Below are 19,080 nucleotides of genomic sequence, written 5' to 3'. Positions count from 1 at the left end.
CTATCCCCACAACCGGCCAGTCGCCTGACGCCTGAAACTGTTTTTGATTAACGAACGCGACGCAGATAGCCGTCCGGCGCCACGGTGATCAGCAGCTTGTTTTGCAACTGCTGGTCGATCTCGAAATCCTTGTTCTCTTCCAGGTATTTCCATACCGCGGTTTTCGGGTTGTCGCCCGGGCCCCATGGACGATCCGGGAAAAAATCGGCCGGCATGTCTTCCACCACGGTGTCCATCACCACGCAGTAGCTGTCGACCGAGACCAGCGGCGCGTACAGGCGCAACTCTTCGAGTACGTGGTCGTGGGTGTGGTTGGAGTCGAGGACCAGAATGACTTTTTTGCCTTTGGCGGCAGCTTGCACTTGAGCGGCGATGGCCGGGTCGATGCTGGAACCTTCGATCATCCTGATGCGCCTGGCCATCGGATGGCTTTCGATCGCTTCGCGGTTGTGCGGGCGAATGTCGAGGTCGATGCCCAGTACTTCGCCGTGGCCTTGCAGCTCCAGCAACGAGGCGTAGTAGATGATGGAACCACCGTGGGCGATGCCGCACTCGATGACCAGGTCCGGTTTGACCTGCCAGATGATTTCCTGCATCGCCATCATGTCTTGTGGCAACTGGATGATCGGACGGCCCATCCACGAAAAGTGGTAGCTGTACTTGTGCCTGGCCGATTCATTGAAGAAATCTCGGGCCAGGCCAGTGAGTTTCTGGTCGTCACCCTGCTGGGCAATCTGTTCCCGGCACTCGGCTTCGAAGGCTTTATTGATGCTGTTGTCGGTCATTATCAAAATCTCAAGGGTCACTGGAACGAAGCGCTGTCAACGGCGTGATAGACGTAGCGTCCACCGGTCATCCGCTTGATTTCTTCGAGGTAGTTGGAGTTCATCACAAACAGGTTGGCGCCTTCGGGCAACGCGTCCATGGCCTCTTGCGGCGAAGACACGCGGGCACCGCTCAGCGGCAGATAACGTCCCTGCTTGGCCGGGTTGATATCCACCACTCGATCAACCGCCACACCCGCGCGTTGCAGGAATAGCGAATAGATCACGCCTTTGGACGAGGCGCCCCAGATCGCCGAGCCCTGCCCGGGCGCGGATTGAACGATCCGCACCGCACGGTCGAGGCTGGCGGTGAAATCTTGCGGCAGCGTCAGGCGCGGTACCGGTTGCTCCGGGGTCAGGCGCAACGTGGACAGATCGGCGACGATGTACAGGTATTGGCCACCGAACAGGTGACCAGCCTCGTGCACAGTGCCGAACATCCGGCGCAGGTCATCGAGGCGGAAATAATTGACGTGTTCGTAGAACAGATCGAACCAGGCTTTATGCTCAATGATCCAGTCGAAGCACGGTACTTCGATGTAGATCTGCCCGCCCTGGTTGGCATTGGCAATTTCAGCGAGGAAGCTCACCGGATCCTGAATGTGCTCCAGAACATGCCGCAGGACGATGGCGTCCGCAGCCAGACCGAGACCGCGAGTGAACGGGGCTTTGATCACATTGGCGTTATCGCCTTCGTAAGCCGGATCGATGCCAGTGATCGAATAGCCCAGGCCCTTGAGCAGCTCAAGAAAGTAGCCCTTGCCGCAGCCGACTTCGATCAGTTCCTGGCCCTTGAAGCGCCTGGCGATGATGCCTTCGACGTCGCTCAGGTGCTTCTGGAACCGGCCTGAATGTGCCTGCTCGTTTTGATAGTCAGCGTCGTAGCTGAGCTTGTCGGCGTCAAAGGCGGCATTGAAGATCAGGCCGCTGCGCTCGTCCTGTACCAGCAACATGTCGGCACTGGCAGAGGCTCGCGCCGACTCGGCATCGGTAAAAGTGCGGTTCTGCAGCACCGGCAGGTCGGTGACCCGATACAACTCGTGCCTCATTGCGGCTCTCCCAATAACTGTTGCAAACGCTCGGTCACGGCCCAGAACGCCATCGGTTCGTGGCTCGGGTATGGGTAGTGGCCAAGGTTCAGTTTCAGCGTCGCGCCGCGCTCGCGCAGGCGTTGTTCGACCAGCGTCCGTACCGACACCGGTTGACCACTGGCGCAATTGATAACGCCGTCGAAGTCGCGCTGATGCACGATTGCGGCGAGGTAACCGGCCGCGGTTTCAATCGGTAGAAAATCGCGTAGCTGTTCACCGACGGACATGTTGAACGATTGCTCACCGGCATCGATCGCACAGTCCAGTGCCGCCAGCAGACTGTTGGGGTTCTGCCCTTCGCCATGCAGATAGAACAATCGCGCCCACTGCAAGGTGAACGGATGTTCCTGCTGCAGGTTCTGCAAAAACAGGTGCAACGTGTGTTTGGCCAGACCGTACGGATTGCTTGGGCGCGGCTCGGTACTTTCGCTGAGCGGTCCGCCTTGCATACCGTACTCCAAGCAAGTCCCGGTGACCAGAACCTGCTTCACGCCCACCTCGACCGCGCCTTTGATAAAACGGTAATCGGCCATCAGGTTGTGTTCAAAATGAAACAGCGCCCGATAGTTCGGTAACCCCGGCCAGGCCAGATGCGCCAGCGCGTCGATGCCGTCGGTCAGCGCGCTGATATCGAGATCGGCGGCGTGAATATCCGCGCTTACGAACTCGACATCGTTAATCCACGGCATGCCCTGCGCCGTGTCTGCATTGCGTGCCACGGCGCGAACGTCGTCGCCACGGGCGAGCAATTGCGCGACCAGATGCCGGCCAACGAAGCCTGTGGCGCCAGTGACCAGAACCTTCACAGCACTTTCAACTCAGGCACGGCGATCACGAAGCGGGCGTCCCACTGACGCACTTGCACCAGTTGCTGACTGACTTCGTGCAGCAGGTTCCACGGCAGCACCAGCACGTAGTCCGGTTTTTCGATATCGATCTGCGCCGGTGCGACAATCGGGATGCGACTGCCCGGCAGAAACTTGCCCTGCTTGTGCGGATTGGCGTCGGCCACCCAGGCGAGCAAGTCGGGTTTGACCCCGGCGTAATTGAGCAGCGTGTTGCCCTTGGCCGCCGCGCCGTAACCGACCACGCGCTTGCCGTCGGCCTTGGCCTGCAACAGGAAGCGCAGCAGCTCATGTTTGATGTGTTCAGCGGCGGGTGCGAGGGTCGCGTAGTACTCGGCGGTTTTCACCCCGGCATCGAGCTCGGCCTGCAACTGTTGCTGCACGGCCGCTTGTACCGCGCGACGTTCGCCGTCCTTGCGCTGCACAAACACCCGCAGCGATCCGCCATGAGTGCTCAATTGGCTGACGTCGAACACTTCCAGGCCATTGCGTTCGCACAGGGTCTGCACGGCAGTCAAAGACAGGTAGGAATAGTGCTCGTGATACAGCGTGTCGAATTGCGCGCCGGCCATCAGCGTCAGTAGTTGCGGGAATTCGAAAGTGGCCACGCCGGTTGGATTGAGCAGCGTTGCGAAACCACCGAGGAAATCATTGATGTCCGGCACATGCGCGAGCACGTTATTGGCGGTCATCAAGTCGGCGCCCCAGCCTTCGCTGTTCAACTGCGCGGCAGTTTCACGACCGAAGAACAGCTCGCGAATTTCCAGGCCCTTCTCCCGCGCCGCTTTCGCTGTGCTGCGCGTTGGCTCGACACCCAGGCAAGGGATGCCGCGACCCGCCACGTATTGGAGCAGATAACCATCGTTGGCAGCGACTTCAACCACGCGGCTTTCGGCAGTCAGGCCGAAACGCTCGACCATTTCGGCGACATAGTGCTCGGCATGGGCCAGCCAGGTGCTGGAGAACGAACTGAAGTAGGCGTATTCGGCGTCGAACAGGCTGTCGGCGCGGGTGTAATCCTCGGTCTGTACCAACCAGCATTGCCGGCACACGGCGACCTTCAGTGGCATCCACTGTTCAGCCTGCTCCAGGCGATCGGCATGCACGTAGGCGTTGGACGGTGGCGAGGTGCCAAGGTCGATCAGCGGCAGGCTCAGCGGTGCGGCGCAACCACGGCAGTTCATAGAGGCACTCCAGCAAAGTGTTGATCGAGCGCGGGATGGCTGGAATCACGCGCTGACAAATTATTGACAGGCAATGGCCAGGCAATCGCCAGCCGTGGATCGTTCACCGACAGACCGCCCTCATGTTCCGGCGCGTAATCGGCGCTGTGCAGGTAAAGCAATTCGGCGTCTTCAGTCAGTGTCTGGAAACCGTGGGCGAACCCCGCCGGAATCAGCAGACTGCGACCGTCACCCGCCTTCAGATGCTCGGCGTGCCAATGCAAAAAGGTCTCGGATTCGGGGCGCAGGTCTACCGCCACATCCCACACTTCACCGCGCAGGCAGGTGATCAGTTTGGCTTCCGGCGCATTAGCATTCTGATAATGCAGACCGCGCACACTGCCCTTCTCGCGGGTGCAGGAATGGTTGATCTGACGAATGTGAAATTCACTGCCAAACGCGCTCAGGCTGCCCTCGCAGAACAGTCGGGCGAAGTGCCCGCGCTGATCTTCGAAGCGCTTGTGCTGGACGCTGAACAGTCCGGTCAGCGGTAACGCGTGCAAGGAAAACTCGCTCACAGTGCGCCTCGGTACAGGTTCAATTGACTAAGGGTCACGGCGCGCATGTCATCGCCGTTCTGCCATGCCAGATGCCAGTCGAGGGTTTGAGTCAGGCATTGCTGCAAGGTCCAGCGTGGCTGCCAGCCGAGCAACTGGCGCGCGCGGCTGCTGTCCAGACGCAGCAGACCGGCCTCGTGCAATTCACTCGGCTCGATGCGCAGACCGCGGGCTTGTGGCCAGCGATTGGCAAGCAATTCGACGACTTCGCCGACGCTGCACATGTCCGCTTCGCCCGGACCGAAATTCCACGCGCCGGCGTATTCCGGGCCTTGCTCGTAGAGGCCGGCGGCCAACTGCAAATAACCGGCCAGTGGCTCCAGCGCGTGCTGCCACGGGCGCACGGCTTGCGGGTAGCGCAGGGTCACCGGCTCGTCTGCCGTCCAGGCTCTGAGCACGTCGGGAATCAGTCGCTCAGGCGCAAAGTCACCGCCGCCCAAGACATTGCCGGCACGGGCGGTAGCCAGGGCCAGACCGTGCCCGGCGTATTTGTCGGCCGGAAAAAACGACGCGGCATAAGACTGCGCCAACAGTTCACAGCAGGCCTTGCTGCTGCTGTAAGGATCGTGGCCACCGAGGGCTTCGTCTTCGCGGTACGGCCACAGCCATTCCTTGTTGGCGTAGACCTTGTCGGTGGTCACCAGCACGCAGGCACGCACACAGCCGACCTGTCGAATCGCTTCGAGCAAGTTGAGCGTGCCCATGACGTTGCTGGAATAAGTGCCGAGCGGATCGCGATAACCTTCACGCACCAGAGGCTGAGCGGCCAGGTGCAGGACGATCTCAGGCTCGGTTTCGGCGATGATTTCCAGCAAGGCGCCGAGATCCCGCAGATCGCCGCGCTGATCGTTGATGCCTTCGTGGACGCGCGCCAGTTCGAACAGGTTCGGCCCGGTTGAAGGATCAAGGGCAAAACCGCTGACTTGTGCGCCGAGGCTTTGCAGCCACAGAGTCAGCCAGCTGCCTTTGAAACCGGTGTGGCCGGTAACGAGGACGCGCTTGCCACGCCAGAAATCCGTACTCAGGCCCATTGCTTCCATGGGGCCTCCCCGCTCTGCCACAGCGCTTCGAGATGGTTCTTGTCACGCAGGGTGTCCATCGGTTGCCAGAAACCATTGTGTTCAAAGGCTTTCAACTGTTCTTCCTGGGCCAGACGCGCCAAGGGTTCGGCTTCCCATGTAGTCCCGTCACCGGCGATATACGACAGCACTTTGGGAGACAGAACGAAAAATCCGCCATTGATCCAGCCACCGTCGCCACGCGGTTTCTCGGTAAACCCGAGCACTTGATCACCGTGACGGTCCAGCGCGCCGTAACGGCCGGGAGGTTGCACGGCAGTGACGGTTGCCAGACGGCCATGGGCTCGGTGGTAGTCCACCAATTGACGAATGTTCAGATCGGAAACGCCATCGCCGTAGGTGAAGCAGAACGCCTCTTCATCCTTCAGGTAACGACCGGCACGCAGCAGACGGCCACCGGTCATGGTTTCTTCGCCGGTGTCGATCAGGGTGACGCTCCACGGCTCGCTGTAATTCTGGTGCACGTCCATGCGGTTGTTACGCATGTCGAAGGTGACGTCGGAGGTGTGCAGGAAGTAGTTGGCGAAGAAGTCCTTGATCGCATAACCCTTGTAGCCAAGGCAGATCACGAAATCGTGGATTCCGTGGGCGGAATATTGCTTCATGATGTGCCAGAGAATTGGCTTGCCGCCGATCTCGATCATCGGCTTGGGCTTGAGGTGCGACTCTTCACTGATGCGCGTGCCGAGGCCACCCGCCAAAATAACTGCCTTCATCGTCTCCCCTCTTGTTCTTCACCGGGCTGCGCGCCGCTTTCTTGAGCGTTGCGGGCCTTCTGGCTAAACCTTCTACCGTTCCGGGCGCTGGTGGAATGACCGCGAGCGCTCGTTTTATGGCGATTTGAGGGGGACGTGCAGGAAACGCGCCAGCCGCGCAGGCTCTATGTCGGTGGCGTAATCGACCATGCAAAAAGGGATGAGTCCATCAGCGGGATTTGCGACGTTTTCGACACAAACAAAACAGGCGGCCCAAGGCCGCCTGCTAAAACACCAATATTCACTTCGGATCAGTTGGGCAGCCAACCCTCGGCCCAGTAATTGAGGTTGTTGCCCTTGAGCATGTAATCGCGCAGCACTTCCTCGCGCAACGCATCGCCCATACGGTAGCTGGCCTCTGGATCGGACAGATGCATGCGGATCGCCTCAAGCCATTCCTCGGCGCTGTTGCTCACGACCCTGGTGCACGGAAGATAGCCGCGATAGGCCTCAGTCTCGGTGCAGATCACCGGGTAGCCGCAGGCACCGTATTCCAGCAGGCGCAGGTTGCTCTTGCAGTCGTTGAAGATATGAAATTCCAGCGGCGCCAGTGCCAGGTCAAGGTTCAGGCTGGCCAGTTTGGCCGGGTAGGCGTCGAGGCCAACGCTTGGATGGAATTCATGAACGAACGGACGTAGCGCCGGCGGGCACATACCGAAGAACACCCACTCGACTTCGTTGGCCAACAGACGGACGACATCGGCAATGATCGCCAGGTCGCCGTCATGACTGGTCCCGCCCCCCCAGCCGACGCGAGGTTTGCGCGAAGTACGTCGACGACTGCTCAGGCCGGCCCACAGGTGTGGCGCCAGCATGTTCGGGACGACCCGGATGTCGTGGTGCATGCCACGCAATGCATCGGCCAGTGGCTGGGTCGATACCACCACCCGGTCACACATACTGATGCCACGACGCACGATATTGTCGACGCCGACTTCAGCCTTGCGAATGTGTGCGTTCATTTTCGGCACATCGATCACATAGTCATCCAGCTCGAAAATCCTGAATGCCCGGGAAGCGTCTTTGACGCGCTCCACTTCGTCGACCGCGTTCTGGCTATAGCGACCCTGCAGCACAATCACGTCCGGCGAACTGCGCTCAAGCTCGATGTTCGTCGGCGTGTGATAACTCAAATGTCCGACTATACGTCCGGCCGCTTCCAGTTCAAGAAACGGCTGGGCAACCCGGTAATGGCCCACGGCTGACGTGTTGATCGGGATCGCCAGCACCTTGGGCAGCAACTGGCGGAAGAACGGATCCCAACCGTTTTTGAATCCGGGTTCGAGACTGAAATTACTGCTGCCCAGACTCAGGTTAGGGTTGTAAGCCGGATCTCTGGCGACCAGAGGCAACCAACGCTGATAAAAGCTTTTCTGCTCGTTTTGCAGGGTGCGCGGGGCCGGTTCCGCATAGGAAGCCACTGACACTCGCATCAGTTCGGCGTACGGCGTCCATACCACGAGGTATCCGTTTTGCTTCACCCGCAGGCAGAAGTCTGCGCCATTGAGTGCCTGCGACAGGTCTTTTTCGTCGAGGCCGAGCACTTCGTCGAAGACCTTCTTGCGCACCAGCAGGCAGTCGATGCCCACCGCGCTGAAGTTCTGCACGGTCTGCTGGCGCTGCATGTAGCCCGGCGTATTCAGTAGCTCGCCACGATTGGGCACCCCCACTGCCCCCCGCAGCCCCAACACCAGCGCAGCCCCTTCGATGCGCCCTTGCGGACTCACCAGACGGCCGCCGACGATGCCGACTTCCGGACGCTGGGCATGGTTGAGCAACTCGTCGAGCCAGTCCGGATTGACCACGCGGTTGCACGGGCTGAAAAACAACAGGTAGTCACCGCGAGCCTGGCCGGCGGCGAAGTTGTGCACCGCTGCCAGATTGTCGCCATGATCACAACGAAGCACGCGCAGCTTGTCGCTTCCCATTTGCTCCACGGCCGACAGCCAGTTGCAGGCATCCAGCGCCGTGCTGCCGTTATCGACAATGAGCACTTCAAATCGCTGGCAGGTGGTTTTCTCCAGCAGGCTTTCAATGCAACGCTCCAGAGACGCCAGCTCATTACGGGTCGCGATGATGATCGACACCATGGCCGGTTGAACATGGAGGTAATCCACACGACTGATCATCAGCTGACTGCCGGTGCGGATTCGGTGAGGAACACCCAGGCGCGTCAGATGCGCGGCCAACACTACCGGGGCCTGATCAATGACCTGTGGCTGTGTCAGCCACTGGGACAGGCGCAGGGTGGACTCCACCAGAACTTCGGCAATGTGCCCGATTGTGTGTGGCCCGTTGTTTTCGACCAGGCGCCAGAGCAGATCGTGCACGCCAAGCTCACCAAAGCCCGGCGCCATCCCGCCAAGTTCCAGCAGGCACTGGCGCTGTAGCGCGAGCACACGGCCGACATAAGGAAAGCTGCGCATCAAGTCGAGATTGAAATCCGGCTTGAACACCGGCTCGATCGAGATCTCGTCACGCAAACCGCCTTCGTCGCTGTAAAGGCAGCGCACATCCGGCATCTCCACCATGCGCTCGGCGAGCAACAGCAACGCCAGTTCATGCACGCGGTCACCGGCGCGAACCAGATAGATCCAGTCCGCGTTGTCCAACTCGGCCAGCAGGTGGTTGAACCGGGCAACCGCGTCCGCCTCCAGTGGCACATGACGCACACCGTCGACAGGTACGTGCCGCAATGGGGAAAGCACCACCACTTGCTCAGCGCTGTAGGCTTGCTGACGAAGACTTTTGAGGGTGTCCTCCAACGCCGACAAATCACCTTCGCTGTCGAGCACGATCGGCACGACGCGCGGACGCCAGCTCCAACTCTGCACGCGAGCATCAAGCAGACTCTGCTGGGCCGGATTCAGATGACGGCAGGACAGCCATTGCCGATACATGTCAGCGAAACTTTCGCAATCCGGGCCGACCCGGGAATTCACCAGGGTTTGAATGAAACCCAGTTGTCGGCCAAGGGCCGCCTCTTCCCACGCATAAGCCTGCCCTTCAATGGCATCGGCCAGCGCAACATGACGCACCCAGCCCGGTGCCGGCGCTGGCTCGCCACTGCGCAGAGCGAGCATTTGCTTGAGCCAGTCGAGTTCGGTCACGACCGCAGCCTTGACCGCGGGCTGGTTGCTCAGACGCGCCGGATGCAAACGCTCAAGACTCAGGATCTGCCCGACCACCACAAGATTGCCACGTCGCAACAGGCACGCGAACAAAGCAAAATCCAGGTTCGCAACAAAGCCCTCGCCGATCTGTGTCAGGGTCGGCAAGTATTCCAGTGCATGCAGAGTTCGCAGCAAGGCCCCACTGAGGCCACTGAGAAAATTAAGGACACTGGTTTCCAGAATCCCCAACAGATCCTCACCCTTGAACAAGGTGACACCTTTGGAAAAGCAGCTATTTTCCACACGGTCGGATAACAGGATGCAGTCTTCGTCGTAGAACTGCCGTTGGCCGATGACCAGATTGACGTCGTCGTGATCGATGAATCCGGCGATCTGTTGCGCAATGCACTCAGGCAGCAACTGATCGTCATCGCACAACAATTTCAGATAGTCGCCGCTGGCTTCTTGCGCACACGCGGTGAGGTTGCCTTGAAAACCCAGGCGCCGTGGATTGCGCACATAACGCAGACGAATCGAGGCAGGCACTTCACAGGCATCGACGATCTCGCGGATCTCGTCACCGCCACTGTCATCGCAGACGATCACTTCAAGATTGGCGTAGGTCTGACTCAGGGCGCTTTCCAGTGCCACGAGGAAGAACCGCGGGTTGAAGGCGGGAATGGCGATGGTGACAAGAGGTGCTGGTTTCACGGCAGGGGAACTCGCGAGCGGCGGGAGCTTGCCTGGATGAAGCAAGACTCCCTGAACCGCAGAAGAAAGACGGTTTTCACTCGGTTGTCGAAAGCCTTCGCGAGGTCATCGGGAAGGCCCTGACTCAGACTTTGTTGAACAGGCCCAACTGAGCGATCTTGCTGAACGCCAATTGCGATGCCTGCAGCATGGTTTGCTGCAGGGTCAGGCGGGTCATCACTTCAGCCGGATCGGAGTCGCGAATGGCGCCCTGGGTCTGCGTGTTGGCCAGTACCAGACTCTGATTGATGTCAGCCTGGGTCACCAGCGATGCACCGCGACCACCCACAGAACTGACACCGGCGGCCAGTTGATCGATGCCGCTGGCCAGGTTGCCGATACCGGCTGTGACTGCCGCATTCATTTTCTGAATGGCGATCGGATTATTGTTGGTCGGTGTCGACAGGGCCATTTTCAGTTGGCTGACCGTATCCAGAACGTTCTGGGTCTGGTGCGTGTTGACCGCTACCGAGAACTGGTCACCTGCGCCCGGTGTGCCGGCGACGGTGAACGAAACACCCGATGCGGTTGCGGTAGTGCCGGCCATGGTGCCGGTCGACACTGGCGTGCTGTCAGCCGTCACCGGCGCGGCATACAGCTCGAAATCCGTAGCGCTGGTGAACTTGAGCACGGCACCGCCGCCCGGGAAGCTGGCATGGTAGTCAGTGCTGTTGGTCACCGAGGCTCCTGTCACCAGGGCGCTCGAAGGATTGCCCGGGCTGCGCGAGGTATTGAAGCTGTCCGGTTTGGCCGCCAGGGTGAAACTGTGGCCGGCAATTGCCGCGTCCGGGTCGGCACTGTCACCTGCCTTGAGGTTAATATTGAGCTTCAGATCAACGCCGCGAAAGCTCACGGTTTGCGTGGCTGCGTTGTTGGAGTTGAACACGCCGTTCTGGCCCGCTTCAGACGTTACGTCGTTACCCAGCGCATCGGTGATTTTCAGCTGAGTGCTGCTCAAGAACTCCACGGTGTAAGGCTCACCGCTACGGAACTTGGCGTTGTAGGTGACATCCGACGCGACTTGACCGTTGGACAACGCGACACGACCGTCATCCACCGCTGGCGAAGTGAGCGTGGCGGACGTACGGTTGGTGTTGATCGCCTGCTGGAACACGTCCCAACCGGTGCTGTTGGAAGCCATCGATTGATTGTCGCCAATTGGCAGGTCGAGGGTCACCTGGTCGCCGTTGTAGCTGTAGGTGCCATCGGTGTTGCGGCTGAACGGAGCCACATCACCCTTGGAGCCGGCGAAGATGTATTTGCCGTTTTCGTCCTTGCTGTTCATCAGGCTGAGCAATTGCTCTTCGATCTCACCCAGCTCGGATGCGTTCGCCTGACGGTCGGCATCGGTAAAACCGGCGTTGCCCGCACCCAGCGCCAGCTCTTTGGCCCGCTGCAACACGTTGCCGATGCTGGTCATCACCGCCTCGGTCTGACCGAGCGTGCCTTTGATGGTGGTCATGTTGGTCGAATACTGGTCGAGCATCGAAGCCTGCTGACCCAATTGCAGCAAACGCGAAGCGCCAACCGGATCATCCGCTGCGGTGTTGACGCGAACCAGGCTGCTCGCCTCTTCGCTGCTCTTGACCACGTTGGCGAAATTTTTCTGATAGTTCGCTGCCGAGGACTCGTAAAACTGGGCGGTAGAAATGCGCATGGGCTACGACTCCTTAAAGACTGTTGATCAGTGTGCTGAAGATTTCCTGCGCAGCCTTGATGATCTGCGAAGAGGCGGTGTAGTACTGCTGGTACTTGACCAGGTTGCCGGTTTCCTCGTCGAGGTCGACACCCGAAAGCGAGTCACGTGCGCCCTTGGCGTTCGCCAGAATGGCGGTGGTCGCAGCACTGTCCAGCTTGCCTTGTGCCGCCTTGGAACCGACACCCTCGACCAGTTTGCCGTAGGCATCATTCAGCGAAATACCTTTGCTTGCCGAGCCGGTGTCGACCGTTTGCGCAGTCTGCAGACCCGCCAGAACCGTGCCGTTTCGATTGTCCAGGGAACCTGGCTGGCTCAGGCTGACATTGATCGCCGTGCCCTTGCCAGGTGAACCGGCGACGGTCATGTCGAAATTAACGGTGTACTGCGTGGCAGGCGCTGGCGGGATCGGCGCACCGGTCGAGTCCTTGAGTGGAATGCTCAGGTTCAAGGTGTTGTTCTGGCCCGGCTGGATGGTACCGCTGCTGAGAACGCCACCTTTGGCATCCAGCAATTGATAGCTCTGGGTCGTGCCGTCAGCCGACGGATCGCCAAACACCACTTTGACCGGCGTCGAATACTTCATACCGTTCTGCATCGCGGTGGTGGTGGCCGCGTCGTAGAGGTCGAACCTGGTAGTCAGGGTCGGTTGACCGCTGGCCGGAATCGTCAGCGTGCCGCTGCCCCCCGCTGCAATCGCTGCACCCAGCGGTGCGGCGATGGCCAGACGCTTGGAGTCGGTCATCTCGGTTTTGATATTGGCCGAGGCGTTACGTGTCGGGGTGAGCTTGAAAGTGTCGCCCTGGGCAGCCCCACCGTTGAACGTCATCGAGAACCCGTCGATCACCGGCGCAGGTGTCGTCGTGGTGCTGAAGCTGCCCATCGACGTGTTATCGGGCAGGCGCTGAACGGTGTAGTCGGTAGCACTGGTGAACGTGACCTTGTAATCGTTGATGGTCAGCTTGCCCGTGTCCTCGATGCTCACATCGAAGTTACCGGAGCCGGCACTGTTGCCGGTGGAAGCGATACTGCGCTGAGACATCTGCGCGGCGCTGTTGATGTTGTTGAACAGGTTCGAACCGAAATCACCGTTCTTGTCGATGCCCTGAGCCTGGATACTGTTCATCTGATCGGCGACGACCAGCGCCACACGACCCAATTCGTTCATGGCCGGATCGAGTACTTCGCTGCGATAACGCAGCAGGCCGCCGATTTCACCACCGGTCATGATCGAGGTGATGTCGATAGTGCTCGAGCCACGATTGAGCTGCAGCGACAACCGTCCCGGATCATCCTTACCCGGCACCGCCTCGAGTTTGTTGACGGTACTGCCGATCACCAGTGGCTGACCGCTACCCAGGTACACATCGACGTTGCCGTCGCGCTCGACATACTGTGCGCCGGTGAAGGTCGACAGCTGGCGCATGGTTTCGTTGCGGGCGTCGAGCAGTTCATTCGGCGTACCGCCTGCGCTCGAAATCTCGCTGATTTTCTGGTTCAACTGCGCCACGGTCGTGGCCAGTTTGTTGACCTGATCGGCCATGTTCGTCAGGTTGCCGTTGATGTTCGCATTCTGCGTGCTCAACTGACTGGACACGGAATTGAAACGATTGCTCAGGGCCTGGGCATCGCTGAGCAACAACTGGCGGGAGGCGTCGTCGCCCGGTTTGGCATTGACGTTCTGTACCGAGGCGAAGAATTTGGTCAAGGCACCATTGAGACCGGTGCCACTGTCGGACAGCAAGGTATCGAGTGGCGTGACTTGCCCAAGGTACGCCGCCGAATCACTGTTGAGCGACGTCGTGGTCTGCAACTGTGCATCGAGGTAGCTGTTGTATACCCGGCGCACATCGGCCAGCGTCGTGCCGGTGCCTACGTAGACGTTGCCGTACTGAATCGACCCCTTGGTGCCCTGCACGGTTTGCTGGCGCGAGTAACCGGCGGTGTCGGCGTTGGCAATGTTGTTGCCGGTAGTCGCCAAGGCGCTATGACTGGCACTCAGCCCCGACATCCCGATATTGAGCAAACTCATGGTTCAGACCTTATACCTTGTGCCTATAAAGGCGTGGTGGAAACGCCCGCCGCAGCGTAGTTCTGGTAACTCGTCATCTGCTTGGCTATCTGCGAAATCTTGCTCGCGTAGTTCGGGTCGGTTGCGTAACCGGCTCTCTGCAACTCGCGTACAAACTGTTCTGGGTTATCGGCCGACTTCACGACATCTTGATAGCGATTGTTGGTCTGCAGCAAAGTCACAAGGTCATGGAAACTGTCCTTGTAGGAGTCGTAGGAACGGAACTCGGCCGTCTCCTTGACCATCTCCCCGTTCCTGAATTCGCTGGTGATCGCCCGCGCCGAATTGCCCTGCCAACTGTTGCCGGCCTTGATGCCGAACAGGTTGTGGCTGCTGCTGCCGTCCTGGGCACGCATGACCGACTTGCCCCAGCCGGTTTCCAGGGCCGCCTGGGCCACCAGGTAACGTGGATCGACACCAATGCGGGCCGCCGCTTCCCTGGCCATCGGCAGCATGGTGTTGACGAACTGGTCGGCGGAACTGAAGGCTTTTTTCGCCGGCGCCAGAGGAATCTGCGCCATGGCGCGCCCGTAGATCTGCATGCCGCCAGTGGAGGATTGTTGCGCGGTCGCCAGCCAGTCGCCGTTGTACAACGGTCCCGTGCCGGCGGTCGTCGTGCGCTGTGGCAGGGTTGTCTTGTTGATCGTCGTGGCGGCGGTCGTCGCCGAAGGCACCAGCCCGGCCAACAACCGGTCAGCCAGTTTCGGCGGCAGTGCCAGGCGTCGCTGATTGATCAGCGCCATGTCATTGCGATGAGCACCCTCACCCGCTTCTTGCGGCGTATGGACTGAACGCGAAGCCCACAACGGACGCTGGCCATTGACCCGCGACAGTGGGCCATTGATTGCCACCGTACCTGCCGCCACTGGCGTTTCCACGGCGGCCCTGGCAGCCTCTTGCCTGGCCAGCGATGCAGCGGCGGCCTCGCCAGGGGCCATTGGCTTGTTCTTTGACATCTGACGCATCAGCACGTCCGCCAGGCCGATACCTCCACCTTCGCGGGACATGGAAACCGCCAGTTGCTGGTCGTACATTTCCTGGTACTGCTTGGCCGCCGGCGTGTTCATCGGATTGTCCTGCCCCAGCGCTTCGGTTGCCGAGCGCATGGATTTGAGCATCTCACCGAGGAACAGCGATTCGAACTCCTGCGCCACCTTGCGCATATTGCCGTCGCTGTTCTTGTCGCCGACCTTGAGCTGATTCAGACGATTGAGGTCCGAATAGGAGCCCGAATCGCTGCTGCTGACCAGACCGCTCTTGCGCATATCCACGATGGCCGTCCTCAGATCACGATCAGATCGGCTTGCAGGGCGCCGGCCTGCTTCAGCGCTTCGAGGATCGCCATCAAGTCACCCGGTGCCGCGCCGACCTGGTTCACCGCCCGCACGATCTCGTCGAGAGTGGTGCCCGGACCGAACTTGAACATCGGCTTGGCCTCCTGCTGGGCGTTGACCTTCGAGCGCGGTACCACCGCCGTCGTGCCATTGGACAGAGGGCCGGGCTGACTGACGATCGGGTCTTCGGTAATGGTCACGGTCAGGCTGCCGTGGGTCACGGCGGCCGGAGAAACCTTGACGTTCTGGCCGATCACGATGGTGCCGGTACGGGAGTTGATGATGACTTTCGCCACCGCCTGGCCCGGATCGACTTCGAGGTTTTCCAGGATCGACAGGTAGTCGACCCGCTGGCTAGGATCGAGCGGCGCGGTGACGCGAATCGAACCGCCGTCGATGGCCTGGGCCACGCCAGGGCCGAGCATGTCGTTGATCTTGTCGACGATGCGCTTGGCGGTGGTGAAGTCGGAACGGTTGAGGTTCAGCGTCAGGCTATTGCCCTGGTTGAAACCGCTCGGCACCGCACGCTCCACCGACGCACCGCCGGGGATGCGACCGGCCGACGGAACGTTGACGGTGATCTTCGAGCCGTCTCGCCCTTCCGCATCGAAACCGCCAACCACCAGGTTGCCCTGGGCCACCGCATAGACGTTACCGTCGATACCCTTGAGTGGCGTCAGCAGCAAGGTGCCGCCGCGCAGGCTCTTGGAGTTACCGATGGACGAAACGGTGATGTCGACCTGCTGACCCGGCTTGGCGAACGCCGGCAAATCGGCACTGATCGACACCGCCGCGACGTTCTTCAACTGCACGTTGCCCGAGCCCGGCGGTACCTTGATACCGAACTGCGAGAGCATGTTGTTGAAGGTCTGCAGGGTGAACGGGGTCTGCGTCGTCTGGTCGCCGGTGCCGTTAAGCCCGACCACCAGGCCGTAACCGATCAATTGGTTGGAACGCACGCCGGAAATGCTGGCGATGTCCTTCAGGCGCTCGGCTTGAGCGTTGAAGGCGGCAGACAACATCAGGGCGGCCACCATCAGGTGTTTGAAGTTCAACATGCTCAACTGGAAAGCCACCTAGAAAGGGAACAGCGGGCTGAGGAAGAAACGGTCGAACCAGCCTGGCTGACTCGCATCGGCAAACGAACCGGTGCCCGAGTAGGTGATGCGCGCATCGGCGACACGGGTCGACGGCACGGTGTTGTCGGTGGCGATGTCATCGGCGCGAACCAGGCCGGCAATCCGCACCAGTTCGTCACCGGTGTTGAGGGTCATCCACTTCTCGCCGCGTACCGCGATGATGCCGTTGGGCAACACATCGGCGACGGTGACCGTGATCGAACCGGTCAGGGTGTTGCCCTGCGCCGCCTTGCTGTCACCCTTGGTCGCGCGATCACCTTCGTAACTGGCACTCAGGCTCAGGTCGCCATCGCCGAACGGGTTGTTGGTGGTGGCGCTGCTGCCGAACAGCGAAGTCAGGCCGATGTTGGCCTTGCTGTTCTTGCCAATTTGCGAGTTGGCGTTTTTGCTGGCCTGGGTCCTTTCGTTCAGGGTGATGGTGATGATGTCACCGATCCGGAACGCCTTGCGGTCGGTGTAGAGGTTCTGTTCGAAACCGGCCTGATAGATCGAGCCGTTGTTCGCGGCCGCCGGCAACGGCGTACGCGGCAACACCGGAGCGTAGTAAGGGTCATTGGGCTTGGGCGTCGCAGGCACGCAACCTGCGAGCGCGGTGATCCCACTCAGTGCCAGAACAGATACATAACGATTCATGACCCTACCTCACGGTGTTGCAGGCAGCCTCATGGCCGCCACATAGACTGGATTACAGATTCTGCGTTACGAACGAGAGCATCTGGTCGGCGGTGGAGATCACCTTGGAGTTCATCTCGTAGGCGCGCTGGGTGGTGATCATGTTGACCATCTCCTCAACGGTGCTGACGTTGGACGTTTCCAGGGTGTTCTGCAGCGTGGAGCCAAAACCGTTCAGGCCCGGTGTGCCAACTTGCGGCGCGCCACTGGCGGCGGTTTCCAGGAACAGGTTGTTGCCCACGGCTTGCAAGCCGGCCGGATTGATGAAGTCGGCGGTTTGCAGGTTGCCGATCACCTGGGCAGCCGGGTTGCCGACAACGGTGATGGACACGGTCCCGTCGCGGCCGACCGTAAAGGTCTGCGCTTCGTTCGGAATGACAATGGCCGGCTCCAGGGCAAAGCCGCTGGCGTTCACGATCTGGCCGTTGGAGTCCAGGTGAAACGTACCGTCACGGGTGTAGGACGTGGTGCCGTCCGGCTGCAGGATCTGGAAGAACCCGCGACCGTCGATGGCCATGTCCAGCGGCTGCTCGGTGGTTTGCAGGCTGCCGGCGGTGAAGTTTTTCTGGGTGCCGACGATGCGCACACCGGTACCCAGTTGCAGACCCGACGGCAGCTCGCTGTCCTGGGTCGACTGTGCGCCTGGCTGGCGCTTGATCTGGTAGAGCAGGTCCTGGAACTCGGCGCGGTCACGTTTGAAACCCGTGGTCGACACGTTGGCCAGGTTGTTGGAAATGGTGGTCAGGTTGGTGTCCTGGGCGGACAGGCCTGTCTTGGCAACCCATAGAGCCGGAAGCATTCGATTCTCCTCGTGCGCCTGTTTTACGGCGCGACGTTCTGGTAATTAGCTGATCTGCAAGACCCGAGCCATGGCCTGGTCATCGTCTTTGGCGGTGTTCATCATCTTGATGTGCAGTTCGAACTGCTTGGACAAGGCCAGAACCGAGGTCATCTCTTCCACGGCATTGACGTTGCTCGACTCGAGGAACCCGGACACCAGCCTGACGTTGGCATCGGCCTGCGCAGGCTTGCCGTCCTTGGTGTGGATCGAACCATCCAGGCCCTTGCTCATGTTCTTGAGGTCCGGGTTGACCAGTTTGATGCGGTCGACTTCGGCCATCACCCGCGGACCTTCGCCCATCGCGCGGATGCTGATGGTGCCGTCCTCGCCGACTTCGATCTGCTGCTCGGGCGGCACGGCAATCGGCCCGCCATTGCCCATGACCGGCATGCCGTTGCCGGCGCGCAGCACGCCCAGGGCGTCAACGTTCAGGCTGCCGGTGCGCACGTAGCTTTCACCGCCATCGGGGGTCTGTACGGCAATCCAGCCGTTGCCTTGTACGGCAACGTCGAGGTCGCGACCGGTTTCCACCAGTGAACCCGGGGAGAAGTCCGTGCCCGGGCGTTCGGACATGGCAAACGCACGTGCCGGAAAGCTGTCACCGAACACCGGCATCGAACGGGCCTGCTCCAGGTCTTTCTGGAAGCCGTTGGTGGAGATGTTCGCGAGGTTGTTGGCATGCGCCTTTTGCGCCAGTGCATTCTGGCTGGCGCCGGTCATTGCCACATAAAGGTACTTGTCCACACTCTTTCCTCTGCCTGCCGGACGTTTGCCGCCCACTGCTGTGTTGCTGAGCCATAAGCAATTTGCAGACCAACTTGTTTTTGGTGGTGCGAGGCCCGGCAAACAGGGGACTTGGAGGATTCAGAGGGGATTTGTGATTTGTATCAGAGACGAAAAACCGGCGGTGTCATGCCGCTTACGGCAAACGTCGACCTCAAGAGTTCGCCGCCCCCCCTGTAGCAGCTGCCGAGCCTGCGAGGCTGCGTTCGGCGGCGAAGCCGTCGTAAATTCCGCATGCCTGGTCTTCCTGGCACACCGCTGCGTCTGGTCTCACGACGGCTTCGCCGCCGAACGCAGCCTCGCAGGC

Annotated in this window: 15 protein-coding genes; all 15 read right to left on the bottom strand. The window is 60.3% G+C overall.

The genetic code is table 11. The annotated features are described in order from the left end of the window. Positions 1–47: 47 nt before the first annotated feature. The 15 genes from PMI34_RS05390 to PMI34_RS05460 all read right to left on the bottom strand — a co-directional run bounded on the left by PMI34_RS05390 (position 48) and on the right by PMI34_RS05460 (position 18,734). Positions 48–785 (bottom strand): cephalosporin hydroxylase family protein, encoded by a 738-nt coding sequence (locus tag PMI34_RS05390; protein WP_008052848.1) that lies wholly within the window; start codon positions 783–785, stop codon positions 48–50. 17 nt (positions 786–802) lie between these two features. Then, the gene (locus PMI34_RS05395; RefSeq protein WP_008052847.1) at positions 803–1,873 is read right to left on the bottom strand and encodes a class I SAM-dependent methyltransferase; all 1,071 of its coding nucleotides are present in this window, start codon (positions 1,871–1,873) and stop codon (positions 803–805) included. Next, positions 1,870–2,721: an NAD-dependent epimerase/dehydratase family protein gene (locus PMI34_RS05400; protein WP_008052846.1), complete on the bottom strand. Its 852-nt coding sequence runs from the start codon at positions 2,719–2,721 to the stop codon at positions 1,870–1,872. The genes PMI34_RS05395 and PMI34_RS05400 overlap by 4 nt, the downstream gene beginning before the upstream one ends. Further along, positions 2,718–3,944, bottom strand: coding sequence for a class I SAM-dependent methyltransferase (locus PMI34_RS05405; protein ID WP_008052845.1), 1,227 nt, complete (start codon positions 3,942–3,944; stop codon positions 2,718–2,720). Before PMI34_RS05405 ends, PMI34_RS05400 begins: the two co-directional genes overlap by 4 nt. Beyond that, complete coding sequence (locus PMI34_RS05410) at positions 3,941–4,501, bottom strand: dTDP-4-dehydrorhamnose 3,5-epimerase family protein (RefSeq protein ID WP_008052844.1); 561 nt, start codon at positions 4,499–4,501, stop codon at positions 3,941–3,943. Before PMI34_RS05410 ends, PMI34_RS05405 begins: the two co-directional genes overlap by 4 nt. Beyond that, on the bottom strand, positions 4,498–5,580 hold the full coding sequence (gene rfbG / locus PMI34_RS05415; RefSeq protein WP_008052843.1) for a CDP-glucose 4,6-dehydratase: 1,083 nt from the start codon (positions 5,578–5,580) through the stop codon (positions 4,498–4,500). The genes PMI34_RS05410 and rfbG overlap by 4 nt, the downstream gene beginning before the upstream one ends. Continuing rightward, positions 5,562–6,335 carry a glucose-1-phosphate cytidylyltransferase gene (gene rfbF, locus PMI34_RS05420; protein ID WP_008052842.1) on the bottom strand — a complete coding sequence of 258 codons (774 nt, stop codon included), beginning with the start codon at positions 6,333–6,335 and terminating at the stop codon, positions 5,562–5,564. Before rfbF ends, rfbG begins: the two co-directional genes overlap by 19 nt. Before the next feature lie 290 nt (positions 6,336–6,625). Then, positions 6,626–10,198: a glycosyltransferase gene (locus tag PMI34_RS05425; protein WP_008052837.1), complete on the bottom strand. Its 3,573-nt coding sequence runs from the start codon at positions 10,196–10,198 to the stop codon at positions 6,626–6,628. A 124-nt stretch (positions 10,199–10,322) separates the two neighbouring features. Then, entirely contained in the window at positions 10,323–11,894 is a 1,572-nt protein-coding gene (locus PMI34_RS05430) for a flagellar hook-associated protein 3 (protein WP_008052835.1), read from the bottom strand. Between the two features lie 13 nt (positions 11,895–11,907). Beyond that, positions 11,908–13,965 carry a flagellar hook-associated protein FlgK gene (gene flgK, locus PMI34_RS05435; RefSeq protein WP_008052833.1) on the bottom strand — a complete coding sequence of 686 codons (2,058 nt, stop codon included), beginning with the start codon at positions 13,963–13,965 and terminating at the stop codon, positions 11,908–11,910. 23 nt (positions 13,966–13,988) lie between these two features. After that, positions 13,989–15,275: a flagellar assembly peptidoglycan hydrolase FlgJ gene (gene flgJ, locus PMI34_RS05440; protein ID WP_008052832.1), complete on the bottom strand. Its 1,287-nt coding sequence runs from the start codon at positions 15,273–15,275 to the stop codon at positions 13,989–13,991. Between the two features lie 11 nt (positions 15,276–15,286). Continuing rightward, positions 15,287–16,396, bottom strand: a complete 1,110-nt coding sequence (locus PMI34_RS05445) for a flagellar basal body P-ring protein FlgI (RefSeq protein ID WP_008052831.1) — start codon at positions 16,394–16,396, stop codon at positions 15,287–15,289. Between the two features lie 18 nt (positions 16,397–16,414). Further along, on the bottom strand, positions 16,415–17,110 hold the full coding sequence (gene flgH, locus PMI34_RS05450; RefSeq protein ID WP_008052830.1) for a flagellar basal body L-ring protein FlgH: 696 nt from the start codon (positions 17,108–17,110) through the stop codon (positions 16,415–16,417). Positions 17,111–17,162: 52 nt separating this feature from the next. Further along, positions 17,163–17,948: a flagellar basal-body rod protein FlgG gene (gene flgG, locus PMI34_RS05455; RefSeq protein WP_008052829.1), complete on the bottom strand. Its 786-nt coding sequence runs from the start codon at positions 17,946–17,948 to the stop codon at positions 17,163–17,165. Between the two features lie 45 nt (positions 17,949–17,993). Beyond that, a complete protein-coding gene (locus tag PMI34_RS05460; RefSeq protein ID WP_008052828.1) occupies positions 17,994–18,734 on the bottom strand; it encodes a flagellar basal body rod protein FlgF in 741 nt (246 codons plus the stop codon). Positions 18,735–19,080: the final 346 nt, after the last annotated feature.

Source organism: Pseudomonas sp. GM74, assembly GCF_000282455.1.
Lineage (GTDB): Bacteria > Pseudomonadota > Gammaproteobacteria > Pseudomonadales > Pseudomonadaceae > Aquipseudomonas.
This window is presented reverse-complemented; position numbering and strand designations above follow the sequence as displayed.